A 13,111-nucleotide genomic window follows, 5' to 3' on the forward strand; every position below is an offset into this window, starting at 1 on the left:
GGTTATACACCGATGCAACATATTCAACGCATGACCTGATTCTACTTGTCACCTCCGTTAAGAATGGGGGGATTACCGAGGAATAGACGGCCCACGCCATCAGGCACGTTGCCACAACGCTGCTGAAGATGGTGATAAGCAAGCCATATTTACTACTACTTAACCACATGATAGCTCCCAGAATTATCATTTTCGTCGGGCTCAAATAACACCACTGGCCGCAGCTTACAGCAAGATAAAAAGGTCTTTCGAATATAATTAGATTTTTATCCTGTATTTAGAACATAAATTACAAGTTAGCTCTAATATAATGAGTAGATAGCAGAATCCAGAACCAGCACCAACACGTATGCCATCCAGGATGACATACGATTTAACTGATTGATTTTTGTTCTACCTGAGCGTAATGAGAACCGTTGCGTCGGCGGAAAATCTTCCGTAATGCGCGGTCTCTCCGGGGACGGTAATTAAACGCGCGCGATAGGAAAAGGACGGGGAAGCCTGGCTGAGCACGGTATTAAACACCACCGGCATATTGTGGTCATCTTCAATCTGAATGCCAATATTGCCAAGTTGAGTCGGTAGCGTATTGCTATCGATAAGATCGCCATGGTAGGTGAACTGTAGATCAACTTTTCCGTAATCATCGGGATTCAGGCAAATAACGGGGTTTTTAAAGCCGACACTGGGTAAATTTTCTCCGTTCTTGTTTAGCGTGAACGACGGGAAAGTGACTTTGATTCGCTGAGTTGTCACCCCGCAAAGCGTGGTATTAACAATCAATGCGGGCGGGTTTATGCGCAACAGCGGATGTGTCTTACCGTAGATGCTCAGTGACGATATCGCGTACCGTCCTCCATGGAGGTTGCCAGTTTTATAGAGACGAAGAGAGAGACTTTCTCCTGGGATCCAGTCTGACAGACTCGAAATACAGCGATTATTATCATTATCGCAAAGGCTGAAACCAATTCCCGGTACCGTTGTTTTAAAAATACTCCGTGAGGTGTCCCACATCCCGGCATCGGTGGCAACGGAAAGCTGTGTTTCATTTAACGCCCTGGCAGCCTGGGCAGAGAGGGGTACTGTTTTTAACAGGGTTCCATCCTCTTGTCCCGCCATGTTTTGCAATGTTATTGCTGGCATATTTTGCATCAGGGCCGTGGCAGAGGTGGAGAATGAGACAACGAGCGCCAGCAAAGCGCCGTTTTTTATCGGCATTGTAATTCCCATATGTGCTTTTTCTTGTTAACTCCATTGAGATCAATAGCACAGACGGCATCAGTAGACGAGTCGCTGGCATGATAGGGCCAGCGATGTTGCAGAATATCCAGCGCGATTAATCCCCCGGCTGAAACAACCCCGACACGTTGATTATCAGCATCATAAATTTGCGAGCCAAACGGCTCAGGATCCCCCTTCGAACTGTAAATATGCGCATATTGAATCTGTACCCGCCTGGCTTTGGTATCGACTTCCACAATGGCACCCGCATCGTAGCATGGCGCGGGTACCGTGGGGGCATATATCACTCACCGGAGATTAATAGATTAACGGTTGCAAATTAAGCCATAAATTTAGTTCTGGTTAGAAACAAACAACCCGACCTCATGGCAGTATTGCTGCCCGGAATAAACGCGTACATCATATGACGGGAATGACAGAGCAGAATTTATGGAAAAGTCGAAGCTCCCCCAAACTCAAAATAGATTTTGGCTAGATTATTCAGCTGATTAAAGCGATTTTCATCCAGTAACAGTTCGGCCTGGCGGCGTCTCTCTTGGGCATCAAGCCAGAACGAAATACGCACCGCGCCCTGCCGGTAGCGTACTTCATTTAGCTTCTCTGATTTTTTCGCCAGTTCCAGACTCTCACGCAGGCGCGTCTCCTGCGCAATCAGTTCATTATGCTTAGAAAGCGCATCATCTATACTGCTCATCGCCTTATAAAGTGCCTGTTTAAACTCCAGCACTCTCTGTTCGTAGTCGTTTCTGGCAATCTTTACGTCCACGCCCCTTTCTCTCCACTCCAGAAACGGTAAAGTCAGGCTTGCGCCAACAGAGCCGACAGTATTATGCAGGAAGACCATGAGAGCGCTGCTGCTGGTGCCAAGCGATCCTGTCAGACTGAAGGCCGGATAAAATGCAGTACGCTGGATATCAACCGTGCTCAGCGCTTCACGCACCCGCCACTCTTTGGCGCTGATATCAGGCCGATGTCGCAGTACGCTTACCGGAATATTCACATTGACCTGCGGCAGCGGCCCTGTCGGTAACACTTTCGGTTCGACAACCGGACTACCTGGCGCGGTGCCAAGCAGCACGGCCTGCTGATTAAGCGCCTGCAAACGTTCATTCTGCAACGCGGCCAGCCTGTTCTCTTGGGATAGCACGCCCTGCTGAGCATCTACCACATCCAGATAGGAAGCGCCGCCTGCGGCGTAGCGCGCATTAGCCAGACGCAGCGTCTCTTTTGCGTAATCGATACTCTGCTGAAGAACAGACAGCTGCTGGTTTATAAAGCCGATGTGCCAGTAATTGTAACTGGCATCTGAAAGTAGCGTCAGGCGGGCAGAACGTAAATCCTCTTCTGAGGCGTAGCGTGCCCATACTTTAGCGTCACGCTGGCGCGCTATCTTGCCCCAAAGATCCAGCTCAAAGCTGGTACTGAGACTGGCGAAGCTCTCCTTGGCCCATCCCGCTGAGCTATCCAGTTGCTTTCTGCCATCCACACCGAGCGAACCTTTAAGTCCCGGATCGTTAACGATACCAACCCGTACCTCTTCCAGCCGGGCGTGATACACGCGCAGCACCGCCTCAGCCACATCATTATTGCTCGCCAAAACCCGCCGCAGCCAGCCATCGAGTTGTGGGTCGTTAAATGCTTGCCAGTCGAACGGCGCCGTCTCTCCGGCAACATCACCTTGATGCCAGTTTTCAGGATATTTAACTTCAGGAGTTTGATAATCGCTTTTCAGGGAGTTTCCACAGCCTGCGCTAATCAGGGCGGCAAGGCATACAGCAATAGGAGATAATATTTTCATGTGTTACTCGCTGGCCAGTGAAACGACCGGATCCATCCTTGCCGCCTTGCGGGCAGGTAGATAACCAAAGATCATGCCAATTAAAGTTGAGCAGAAAAATGCGGCAGCAGCGGCCTGCCACGAATAAATAGCGGTAAACATCCCCCCCGCCATCGCCGTAAACAGTGCGCCGGTGGCGTACGATAGCGCAATACCCAATGCGCCGCCGATAAGACATACCAGTACGGCCTCAATCATGAACTGCTGCATGATATCGGTCCGCCGCGCGCCCACCGCCATGCGCACACCAATTTCATGGGTACGTTCGGTAATCGATACCAGCATGATGTTCATCACCCCTATACTGCCGATCATCAGCGAGATGCAAGCCACCATCAAAATCAGGATACTGAAGGTCATTGAGGTACGTTCTACAGATTTTCGGATTTGCTCGAAATTGTAAATCTGGAAATCTTTCACGCCGTGGCGTTGGGTCAATAGCTCAGAGATAGCGCTGACCGCAGCCTCGTTAGCAACATTGTCCTTAAGCCGGGCGCTAATGCTGGTCAACACCGTTTTCCCTACTATCCGGTACATCACCGTGCTGAAAGGCATCCATACGTTAATATGGTTTGCCGCATAGCTACGGTCATTACTTCTGGCGATGCCGACAACCCGTACAGGCACTGAGCCAAGAAAGACGATTTGCCCCAGCGCCTGTAACCCTGCATCATCGAATAGCGCCTTGCGGGCGTTTTCATCGATAATCACTTCCTGCTGGGCATTTCGGTCGTCCCGGAAGGTTGCTCCCTGCAAAAGCTCAATACCATTAACACGAAAATATTCTCGCCCAACGCCATTGATCGTCGCGGTGGCGGATTTACCGAGAAAACGAATGTTATCTGAAGCATTAACTTCGGGGCTGACACTGTCAACAAACCCCTGCTTTGCTAACGCTTCTGCGTCTGCAGGAACCAGCGTACGGATGCTATCGGTGCTGTCGTCGAAAAAATCCCTTCCCGGATATATTCTCACCACGTTGGTTCCCAGCTCTTTAATATTTTCCAGAGTTCGTTGCTTTGCGCCTTCACCCAGAGCTACAACCGTAACAACTGCGGCGATACCAAAAATAATGCCCGTCATGGTTAATGTCGTGCGCAAGCGGTGCGCATTCATCGCTTTCAGCGCCATTTGCAGGGATTCACGGGTTCGGTCTAACATACTCTGCCAGCGACGTTGCTGAACTCTGTCAAGCGGTGAGAGGACAACCCCGGAGGTAGCGCGGCTACCGGTATCGGAGATAATTTTCCCATCCTGCAGCTCAATGATACGGTTAGCGTGTTGTGCTACCTTCATATCGTGGGTGACCATGACTACGGTGTGACCGCGCTGGTTCAGCTCGCTGAGTATTGCGAGCACATCCTGACCGGAATGAGTATCCAGCGCGCCAGTTGGCTCATCTGCAAGGATAATTTCGCCACCGTTGATCAGCGAGCGGGCAATGCTCACGCGCTGCTGCTGGCCGCCGGAAAGCTCTCCCGGTTTGTGATGTTCTCGGCCTTCCAGCCCGAGTCTACCAAGTAATGAAGCCGCTCTCAGACGGCGCTCGTCACGTCCGTTGTTGGCATAAATAGCCGGAATTTCGACGTTACTTAATGCGCTAAGGTCAGGCATTAAATGATAACGCTGGAAAATAAAACCAATATGCTCGCGGCGAATCCTTGCCAGCTCATCAGGTGAAAGCTGGGCGGCATTCTGGCCGCTGATGTAGTAGCTGCCAGAATCCGGGACATCGAGACAACCCATAATATTCATCAGGGTTGACTTACCGGAACCGGAGGCACCGATGATCGCTACCATCTCTCCGGCAGCGATAGTCAGATCAATATTTTTCAGAACGGTGAGGGCCTGCCCACCGTTGGTATAGGTGCGGCTGATGCCTTTCAACTCTATAATCTTACTCACGATACAAACCCATCCCTGGGCGTTTTCTCACCCGGTTGCGACAACACAACGTTCTCCCCGGCTTTTAAACCTTCCAGGATTTGAATATCCACGCTGTTGGTTATGCCAGTTTTGACTATGCGGGTTTCAAGCTTGTTATTGCTGGTCAACACCTGCACCTGCTGCTTGTTGCCATTGACTTTACGCACCGCCTGAATCGGCACCAGAAGTGTGTTTTTAGCTTCGCCAGCCAGCAATGTAACCTGTGCAGTCATGGCAATACGCAGCCGGTTGTCTGGGTTAGGAACATCCAATAGCGCATTGTAATACACCGAAGCGTTTGAAGTGCCTGAACCCGTGGTCTGGCTGCTGCTGGCAAGGGAGTCGTCTTTCATAACCGACTCGGGCGCTAGTTCAATGGTGCGTAATTTGGCGTCAAAATGCTTATCCGGCTCCGAGAAAATGGTGAATCTTGCTTTCTGCCCCGGCCAAATTCGAGTGATATCAGCCTCAGAGATCTGGGCTTTAATGGTCATGACGTCCAGACGGGCGAGTTTGATAATGGTCGGGGCGCTTTGGGTGGAGTTCACCGTCTGTCCCTGTTGGGTGACAACTGCAATGACAATGCCGTCCATTGGAGCAACAACCTTTGTATAACTTAGATCGACCTTTTTCTTATCGACATCAATCTGCGCCTGGACAAGTTTGGCATGCAGTGACAACACTTCCGCGCGAGTGGTGGCTAAAGTGGCCTCGGCGTTTTCAAAGTCCTCACGTGAGCTGGCATCTTCACTTAGCATCTGCCGCTGACGTTTAAATCGCAGTTCGGCTTGCTTCAATTGCGCCTGTTTAGCCTGAAGCTCAGCTTTGACCACGTTGAGTGCAGCTTCTGCGTTGCGCAAGTTATTACGCTGCGGCACGTCATCAATATCGGCAATCGGCTGGCCTTTAGTGACACGTTCGCCTAATTTAACTTTCAGCGACTTAACCTGTCCAGAGACCTGTGCGCCAACGTTTACGCGTTCAATCGCGTCAATGTGACCGGTGGCAAGAACTGCATTTTCAATATCACCTATGCGTGCTGGTGCGGTAACATAATCAGGAACCTTCGGGCTTTTCATCAGGAAAAACAAGGTGATGCTAAGAACAATTAGCAGAACTGCAGCATAAATAAATACACGACGACGGGGGACTTTTGTTAACATTGTCAAGATATTCCATAACATTTAACAGTAGCTTAGGCACTACTGTAACTTCTGCAGTCTCTACTGAGAGTAAACACAGCATTACTAATTGAACCGCCCCGGTTTTCCTGGTGAGTATTCTGTCTGTGAACTCAGGCTGCCAGATCCTTTTTCCTGTGGAAGCATATTATGCCTGTTCCGCTTCAGCAGGTGGGATGTGACCCAGCCTTTCCAGCTGCCGGCGGTTGTTATACCAGTCCACCCACGTCAGTGTGGCAAGCTCCACTTCAGCACGGTGTTTCCAGCTCTTTCTGTGTATCACCTCCGCTTTGTAAAGCCCGTTGATACTCTCCGCCATTGCGTTGTCGTATGAGTCACCTGTGCTGCCGTCGATGCCAGCAACTCTGCATCCTTCAGTCGCTGTGTGTACGCCAGTGACACATACTGAGAGCCTTTATCGCTGTGGTGGATGGTGCCCGCGGGGCGTCTGGCCCACAACACCTGCTCCAGCGCGTCCAGTACAAACGTCGTTTCCATTGATGACGACACCTGCCAGCCCACGATACGACCGGCGAACACGTCGATGATAAACGCCACGTAAGCAAAACCCTTCCAGGTGCTGACGTATGTGAAGTCTGCTACCCACAGCTGATCGGGCCGTTCTGCCACGAACTGACGGTTAACACGGTCACCCGCGGCAATCTCTTTCCGGCTGACGGTGGTGCGGGTCTTTTTACCCCGGCGCATACCGGCAAGCCCCATGGCTGTCATCAGACGCGCCACCGTGCATCTGGCCACGCTGATGCCTTCCCGCAGCAACTGCCGCCAGACCTTGCCTACGCCATACACGCGGTGGTTTTCATCGTACACACGCTGTACTCCGCCTTCAGAAGATCGTCACGCCGCGCACGCAGGCTGCGTTTCTCCGGATGCCTGCGGAGCCGCTGATGCCGGTAATACGTTGACGGGGCGATATCCAGTTCGTGGCATACCGGTCCGACCCCGTGTTCGTTGTGCAGTGCGTCCACCAGGGGCGCTACTTTTTCCAGAGGCGGTCGAACTCCGCTTTCGCAAAATAAGCGGAGGCCTGGCGCAGGATATCGTTACTACGGCGCAGTTCACGGTTTTCACGCTCCTGCTCTTTCAGACGCTGGTGTTCGTTAACAGTGAGGGCGCCATCACCGCCACCGGCATCCCGTTGATGCTGACGACCCCAGACGCGCAGAGTCTCCGGTGTGCAACCGTTCTTCGGGGCAATGGAACTGAGGGCGGCCCATTGCGAGTTGTATTCGTCCTGACTTTCCAGAACCATGCGGACGGCCCGCTGACGGGCCTCAGGGGAAAAGCGAATATTTTTAGTCATCCTGTTACCTCTCTCTCAGGGAGTTTAGTCTCCAGGATTCCCGGGGCGGTTCAGTATGGAGCCTTGAATAATTTATACCGGTAGTTGGTATGTTTTGATTTCTGTGTTTCTATAATTTTAAAAGTATTGCTGATGAGCAACAGTTGGCCTGGGATTTCACACATCCCAGCGGTTGAAGTTTGCGACAGCAACGCGGGTAACCGCATGCCGATTTCACATGGAAGTGACGCCTGCCAGAAACTTGAGCTGTGCCGGGAGGGATAACCAGACATGTTGCTTACCCAGCACCACCATGTCATCCTGTAGGGTACTGATTCGCTTGTACGCATCTATACCTGATGTCCCGTTTTTTGGCGCCTTTTGTATCTGTCTTGCGCAGTGATGCGATGTCCCACATTCTTCGGTATATTTCTGTCTTATGCTTTGCAGCAACTTAGGGTTTTAAGATAGGTGTAGCGAATCGCATTTGAAATCGCATTTATCCCGTTTTTCTGCTCGAATTAACTGCTAATAAAAAACACGTTCTGCTCACATTAACTGCAACTGTACTCGCATTTATCCTCTCCGGCTTGCATTCCATTGCGCCGGAATCACAATAGCTGCAAATGAAATCTGTTATACGTGGTTACAGGGATTTTCCGCCGCTTTTTTGCCATAATTTTCGTAACTGAGACAATATAAGGAAGTAATATTATGACTTTAATAACAGCCGGCGGGGGGGGCACCCGGTATATTCGCCACGGCCACGCCTGCCTGGGCGTTTCGGGGCCTTCGGGCCTTACCCTGACCGCGGGAGACCGCCATGACAGCCTGCTCTGGTCCCGTCAGGCCAGCCAGCAGGGCGGGCAGCTCCACGCCTGGTCGCCCTACGGCCAGGGGAACGGCACCGACGGTCTGCCGGGCTTCAACGGTGAACGTTGTGACCCGGTGAGCGGCACCTATCATCTGGGTAACGGCTACCGGGCCTATAACCCGGTACTGCGACGCTTTAACTGTCCGGACAGCCTGAGTCCGTTCGGGGCTGGCGGGATTAACCCCTATGCCTACTGTGCAGGAGACCCGGTGAACCACACTGACCCGACAGGGCATATCAGCTGGCAGGGGATTGTGGGGATTATTGGCGGGGTTATCGGGCTGCTGCTGACCGGTGGCGCGGCAGCAGGCGCCATTGCGGCGGCAGGAAGTGTGGCGGCGGCGGTGAGCGCAGCGTCAACCACGGCGCTGGTTGTGGGCGGTCTGGGGATTGCAGCAGACGTGACGGGGATAGCCAGCGGGGCGACGGAGGATGTGAACCCGGCGGCGTCGTCGGTGCTGGGATGGGTCTCCATGGCGACGGGGATTGCGGGTATGGCGGCCGGGATTTCGCTTGCGCCTAAAGGAGCCAAGGTAATCATGCAGGTAACGGAAGGAACCAGACAACGACTGGGAAATATACTAGAAACGGGGCTGTCAGGGCGCGGAGCTCCCGTGGCTGCAAAGCAATGGGCTACAGCGAATATGGATGAGTTATCGGCAATAGCATTTCAGGGCCAGATATCAGAAAATAAAATATTTTTCCTTCACAAGTCTCCTGACCAAAATAACAAATATTTTTTAATAAACAGTATCAAGAACAATGATAAATTAGTCCCGGATGGTAAATACCTCTTTGTTAACAGAACAGATGAACCAGAGAGAATAAGGCTTGCCTTAGACTCTGAGGCTAAAGGGCATACCTCCGTTGCGCAATATCTAAATTCCTCGGAAAAATATGTGCCGCACAATGTATATATTGCTGGTGAACTACATTTTCATAAAGGAGTTATGTCAAAATGGAATGTCCGTAGTGGTCATTACCTCCCGGATGAAGAGTTTTTTAGCAGAGGTCCTGTAAACTGGTTGAATAATATAATGCCCCCCCATTTGTTTGATTATTAGGTATAGTGACACGCAATTAGCGCAGATTTCATCTCACAATAACTGCAAATGGACTCGCATTTATCGCCGCTGACTCGCAATCAAAATTTCTGGACTCACGCTAAGGGAAAATGAAATTTTCCCTTAGCCCCATGTTGGCCGTCCAGTTAGAGTGTACCCAAAACAGACAATCCGGTGAGACAGTTCTTCTGTCTCATTAGGGTTGTTTTCGTCCCGTCCCGGTGCTACGTTTTCATCATCTAAAGGCTAACGAGACAGTTTTCATTATTATGGCACTTTACGGCTACGCCCGCGTTTCCACCCATGACCAGGATCTCACCCTCCAGACGCAAACCCTGCGCGCCGCCGGGTGTGAGATTATCCGCGCGGAAAAAGCCAGCGGCAGCAGCCGGGACGGACGTACCGAACTCGGCCTCCTGCTGGAATTTCTCCGTCCGGGCGATACGCTGATGGTCACCCGGGTGGATCGTCTGGCCCGCAGTATCCGGGATCTGCAGGAGATTGTTTACAGCCTGAATCTGCGGGGGATCACCCTCAGGGCCACGGAACAGCCTGTTGATACCCGGACCGCAGCCGGAAAAGCCTTCCTCGACATGCTGGGGGTGTTCGCCGAGTTTGAAACCAATCTTCGCCGTGAACGCCAGATGGAAGGCATTGCCGCCGCCAAAGCACGCGGCGTCTATCGGGGACGTAAACCCTCTATTGATCCCGCTGAAGTGCACCGCCTGTATGTGGACGAAAAAATGGGGGCCACGGCGATAGCCCGCCGGCTGGGGATCGGACGGGCATCGGTCTACCGGGTACTGGACAGCTATGAGCAGCCGGCGTAAGTCCATTCCGGCAGACTCACTGTTGCAGCTGCGGCAGCGCCTCGATCGCCTGCCGCCCAAAAGCCCCGAGCGCGCCGTACAAATCGCCATGGTCGCTCAGCTGTATGGCGTGTCCACCACCACCGTGTATCGTTCCCTCCACCGTACACTCCGCCCCCGCACGGCTCACCGCCGGGATCATGGCCGGCCCCGCGTGATGTCCCGGTACGATCTGGAGCACTACTGCGAGCTGATTGCCGCGCTGAAACTGCGCACCACCAACAAAGCCGGTCGCCACCTGTCGACCGGGCGTGCGATACAGTTGCTGGAAGAGTACGGTGTCGAAACAGCACAGGGCCTGGTCAGGGCTCCCCCCGGGCTGCTGAGCGTGCCCACGGTTAACCGCTGGCTGTCCCTGTACCGTCTTGACCAGCCCCGTCTGCTGCGGGAGCCGCCGGCAACCCGGTTTCAGGCGGACTACAGTAATGACTGCTGGCAGTTTGATATGTCACCTTCTGACCTGAAACATATCGACCGTCCTGAGTGGATTGATCCGGCCAGAGGCGAACCCACCCTGATGCTGTTCAGCGTGGTGGATGACCGCAGCGGGGTGGCCTGGCAGGAATACCGCTGTGTGTACGGTGAAGATGCCGAATCTGCCCTGCGGTTTCTGTTCAATGCCATGTCAGCAAAGACCCGCCCGGACTGTCCGTTCCGGGGCCGTCCGAAGATGCTGTACCTCGATAATGGCCCGGTGGCCAAAAGCCGCGTGTTCCGCAACGTGATGCAGTCACTGCAAATCGACTGGCAGACCCACGTACCGGCGGGCAAGGATGGAACCCGGACGACGGCCCGGGCCAAGGGAAAGGTGGAGCGACCGTTCCGCACCGTCAAGGAAGCCCACGAAACCCTGTATCACTTTCACAAACCGGAAACCGAGCAGCAGGCCAACGAATGGCTGTGGAATTACCTGTTGCGCTATAACGCCCAGCACCACCGCAGCGAGAAACATTCCCGGCTGGAAGACTGGCTGACACACCTGCCGGAAGATGGCGTGAGGGATATGTGCAGCTGGGAGCAGTACTGCCGCTTTGCCCGCGAGCCGGAATCCCGTCGGGTGGGTGTGGATGCCCGGGTGACGATTGACGGCACGGTCTGGGAAGTGGAGCCGGATATGGCGGGTGAAACCGTGACCCTGCTGTGGGGACTGTTCGATGACGAAATTTTTGCCGAGTTTGCCGGTGAAACATGGGGTCCCTATTATCCGGTCTCCGGCCCCGTCCCGCTGCACCGCTACCGGGCGTTCCGCCAGGGAAAGGCAGCAGAACGCGCCGATCGTATCCACGCCCTGGCCGGCCAGCTGAGTCTGCCCGTCAGTGCGCTGTCCGGCGGTGAGCTGCAGCTGGTCATCGACCGCACGGATATTCCGGATGAGCTGCCGCATCAGCCTTTTGTTTCCACGGTATCTGAATATCAGTTCCCCACGGTTATTTCGGCAAAACTGGCCATTGCCGATGACCTGGCAACCCCTCTGGCCAGAATGCCAGACGAGGCCCGGGCCGTTATCGACAGCATTCTGGCGGAAACGCTTATCCGCAGTGAAGTGCTCGCCCGGGTCAGGGATTATTTCCGTAACAGACAATCAGGAGAAGATCATGCGGGTTGAAGTGATGGAGCATTACGGGCTGACGCGGCCCATCGATCAGGCGGGGTATTACGAAACGGCGCACCATAAACAGCTGCTGAAGGACATCAGGGGCGCAATACATGAAGGGCGGCTGGTTGCCGTCTGTGGCGTGGTCGGCAGCGGAAAAACCGTCACGCTGCGGCGTCTGCAGCAGCAACTGACAGAGGAAAACAAAATTATTGTTGCCCGGTCGCTCTCGGTGGAAAAACACACTATCCGGCTGGCCACACTCATCAGCGCCCTGTTTTACGATCTGGCCCCGGACAGGCAGGTGCAGATCCCCAAACAGGGAGAACGTCGCGAGCGCGAGCTACAGGAACTGGTCAAGAAAGGGAAGCGGCCGGTAGCGCTGTTTGTTGATGAGGCACATGATCTCAACGGCAATACCCTGACCGGCCTCAAGCGACTGATGGAAGTGGTGGAAGATGGCGGCGGCCGCCTGTCGGTGGTACTGGCCGGTCACCCGAAACTGCGCAATGACCTGCGCCGGCCGACAATGGAAGAGATTGGCTACCGTACGGATATTTTCACCCTGGACGGGATCGCCGGCAGCCAGCGGGAATATATTCACTGGCTGCTGAAAGTCTGTACCGGGAAAGGAAAGCCGGAAGACACGCTGACCAGTGATGCCATCGATTTGCTGGCGATGAAGCTCCGTACGCCGTTACAGGTACAGCAACATCTGGCGCTGGCCATGGAAGCAGGCTACCGGGCGGGTGAAAAACCGGTCACAGCGGCGCTGATAGAGTCCGTTCTTTCCCGGCAGCTTGATGACCTGGAGCCCACCCTGACGCGGCACGGTTACCGGCTGAAGGATATGGTGGAGCAGTTTGATGCGAAACCTGCGGAAATCAGGGCGTTATTCAGCAATCAGCTGGATCAGACGAGAACGGCAGAACTACGGGACCGGATGCTGGCGGTGGGCCTGCCGATATGATGGTGTTGATTTGCAGTTATTGTGATTCCGGTGCAATGGATTGCAAGCCGGACAGGATAAATGCGAGCACAATTGCAGTTAATGTGAGCAGAGCGCGCTTTTCATTTGCAGTTAATTCGAGCAGAAAAACGGGATAAATGCGATTCGGGGGGATTTCAAATGCGAGTCGCTACAGTTAAGTATGGAGGAAGTATTGAAACGTGTCCGCGATGGTTGGGACGTTGGATCGATGCTTTAATATGTACTCGTCG

General features: G+C 53.5%; 9 protein-coding genes, 1 pseudogene and 1 other annotated feature. Of the genes and pseudogenes, 4 read left to right on the forward strand and 6 right to left on the reverse strand.

Going from position 1 to position 13,111, the window contains the following annotated elements; genetic code table 11:
- Positions 1–393: 393 nt before the first annotated feature.
- The 6 genes and pseudogenes from FU672_RS24090 to FU672_RS24115 all read right to left on the reverse strand — a co-directional run bounded on the left by FU672_RS24090 (position 394) and on the right by FU672_RS24115 (position 7,510).
- Complete coding sequence (locus FU672_RS24090; protein ID WP_148245130.1) at positions 394–1,230, reverse strand: fimbrial protein; 837 nt, start codon at positions 1,228–1,230, stop codon at positions 394–396.
- Positions 1,209–1,478: a hypothetical protein gene (locus FU672_RS24095; protein WP_148245131.1), complete on the reverse strand. Its 270-nt coding sequence runs from the start codon at positions 1,476–1,478 to the stop codon at positions 1,209–1,211. Before FU672_RS24095 ends, FU672_RS24090 begins: the two co-directional genes overlap by 22 nt.
- Positions 1,479–1,669: 191 nt before the next feature.
- Entirely contained in the window at positions 1,670–3,040 is a 1,371-nt protein-coding gene (gene etsC / locus FU672_RS24100; protein WP_148245132.1) for a macrolide efflux RND transporter outer membrane subunit EtsC, read from the reverse strand.
- A gap of 3 nt (positions 3,041–3,043) precedes the next feature.
- Positions 3,044–4,984 (reverse strand): MacB family efflux pump subunit, encoded by a 1,941-nt coding sequence (locus FU672_RS24105; RefSeq protein WP_148245133.1) that lies wholly within the window; start codon positions 4,982–4,984, stop codon positions 3,044–3,046.
- Positions 4,981–6,168, reverse strand: a complete 1,188-nt coding sequence (etsA, locus tag FU672_RS24110; protein ID WP_148245134.1) for a macrolide efflux RND transporter periplasmic adaptor subunit EtsA — start codon at positions 6,166–6,168, stop codon at positions 4,981–4,983. Before etsA ends, FU672_RS24105 begins: the two co-directional genes overlap by 4 nt.
- Before the next feature lie 166 nt (positions 6,169–6,334).
- A pseudogene (locus FU672_RS24115) lies at positions 6,335–7,510 on the reverse strand (IS3 family transposase).
- Positions 7,113–7,229 (reverse strand) — a sequence feature (AL1L pseudoknot). It overlaps the preceding pseudogene by 117 nt.
- Before the next feature lie 693 nt (positions 7,511–8,203).
- Between FU672_RS24115 and FU672_RS24120 the strand changes: the two are divergent.
- The 4 genes from FU672_RS24120 to FU672_RS24135 all read left to right on the forward strand — a co-directional run bounded on the left by FU672_RS24120 (position 8,204) and on the right by FU672_RS24135 (position 12,860).
- Complete coding sequence (locus tag FU672_RS24120; protein ID WP_148245135.1) at positions 8,204–9,427, forward strand: RHS repeat-associated core domain-containing protein; 1,224 nt, start codon at positions 8,204–8,206, stop codon at positions 9,425–9,427.
- Between the two features lie 269 nt (positions 9,428–9,696).
- Complete coding sequence (locus FU672_RS24125) at positions 9,697–10,257, forward strand: recombinase family protein (RefSeq protein ID WP_148245136.1); 561 nt, start codon at positions 9,697–9,699, stop codon at positions 10,255–10,257.
- Entirely contained in the window at positions 10,241–11,902 is a 1,662-nt protein-coding gene (locus FU672_RS24130; RefSeq protein WP_148245137.1) for a DDE-type integrase/transposase/recombinase, read from the forward strand. The genes FU672_RS24125 and FU672_RS24130 overlap by 17 nt, the downstream gene beginning before the upstream one ends.
- The gene (locus FU672_RS24135) at positions 11,835–12,860 is read left to right on the forward strand and encodes an ExeA family protein (RefSeq protein ID WP_391561034.1); all 1,026 of its coding nucleotides are present in this window, start codon (positions 11,835–11,837) and stop codon (positions 12,858–12,860) included. Before FU672_RS24130 ends, FU672_RS24135 begins: the two co-directional genes overlap by 68 nt.
- Positions 12,861–13,111 lie beyond the last annotated feature (251 nt).

Source organism: Enterobacter asburiae, assembly GCF_008080435.1.
GTDB lineage: Bacteria > Pseudomonadota > Gammaproteobacteria > Enterobacterales > Enterobacteriaceae > Enterobacter > Enterobacter asburiae_C.

Excerpts from the sequence above, each read along its gene's own strand:
- FU672_RS24090 (WP_148245130.1), bottom strand. The coding sequence starts at position 1,230 with ATGGGAATTACAATGCCGATAAAAAACGGCGCTTTGCTGGCGCTCGTT.
- etsC (WP_148245132.1), bottom strand. The coding sequence starts at position 3,040 with ATGAAAATATTATCTCCTATTGCTGTATGCCTTGCCGCCCTGATTAGC.
- etsA (WP_148245134.1), bottom strand. The coding sequence starts at position 6,168 with ATGTTAACAAAAGTCCCCCGTCGTCGTGTATTTATTTATGCTGCAGTT.
- FU672_RS24120 (WP_148245135.1), top strand. The coding sequence starts at position 8,204 with ATGACTTTAATAACAGCCGGCGGGGGGGGCACCCGGTATATTCGCCAC.
- FU672_RS24125 (WP_148245136.1), top strand. The coding sequence starts at position 9,697 with ATGGCACTTTACGGCTACGCCCGCGTTTCCACCCATGACCAGGATCTC.
- FU672_RS24130 (WP_148245137.1), top strand. The coding sequence starts at position 10,241 with ATGAGCAGCCGGCGTAAGTCCATTCCGGCAGACTCACTGTTGCAGCTG.